Origin of the sequence: Cellulomonas sp. ACRRI (assembly GCF_022346185.1) — a bacterium.
Taxonomy (GTDB): Bacteria; Actinomycetota; Actinomycetes; order Actinomycetales; family Cellulomonadaceae; genus Cellulomonas.
The window spans coordinates 1-640 of the sequence record NZ_JAKRMS010000278.1 but is presented as its reverse complement, the minus strand read 5'-3'; the positions used below and the strand labels follow the sequence as shown (position 1 = coordinate 640).

Below are 640 nucleotides of genomic sequence, written 5' to 3'. Positions count from 1 at the left end.
CGGCGGGGCGGCCGGTGCGGGCGGCGGGGCGGCTGGTGCCGGCGCTGCCGGCTCGGCCGTGCGGGTCGGGGTGCAGCACCTCGGTCGGCCGGAGGTGGCCGCGGAGGTCGCGGACCGCCTCCGGGACGCGCTCGGTCTCGACGAGGTGCTCGTGCGCGAGGTGGGGGCCGTGCTGGGCGGGCACCTCGGCGTCGGGGCGCTGGCCGTCACGGTGACCGACCGCTGACGTCCCGCGGCAGGCGCGCACGCGGGCTGCGCCGGTTCGGCACGGGCGCGCGCAGTGCTGCGCGTCCGACGGCGCCCGCTCGCGGAGCGGGCACCGAGTCGTCCACAGGAGCGCGGTCGGTGTCGCGTCCCCAGGGCGGGCGTCCGCCCTGGGCGCCGGGTCGGGGAGGCCGCCTAGCGTCGCCGCATGACCTGGTACGACGGCGGCCCGCCACCCGACCCCCGCGACGACCCGGCGTCCCGCGCGGCGGCGGGGACGGGCACCTCCCGTCTGCGAGCGGCGGCGCGCGGAGCGTCCGCCCTGGCGCCCGCGGCCGGCGGGTGGGCGGCCCCGGCCGAGCCGGACCGCGCGGTGCACGGCGGGGACGGTGGGGTGCGCGTCGCGCAGGAGCGGGCGGGCCGCGCCGTGCACCGC

General features: G+C 83.0%; 1 protein-coding gene and 1 pseudogene. Both read left to right on the top strand.

What is annotated here, in order from left to right:
• Positions 1–226: DegV family protein (locus MHY85_RS21160; RefSeq protein ID WP_239200459.1), on the top strand; the 226-nt coding region annotated here is incomplete at its 5' end.
• A gap of 186 nt (positions 227–412) precedes the next feature.
• A pseudogene (locus tag MHY85_RS21155) lies at positions 413–640 on the top strand (hypothetical protein); the annotation flags it as partial.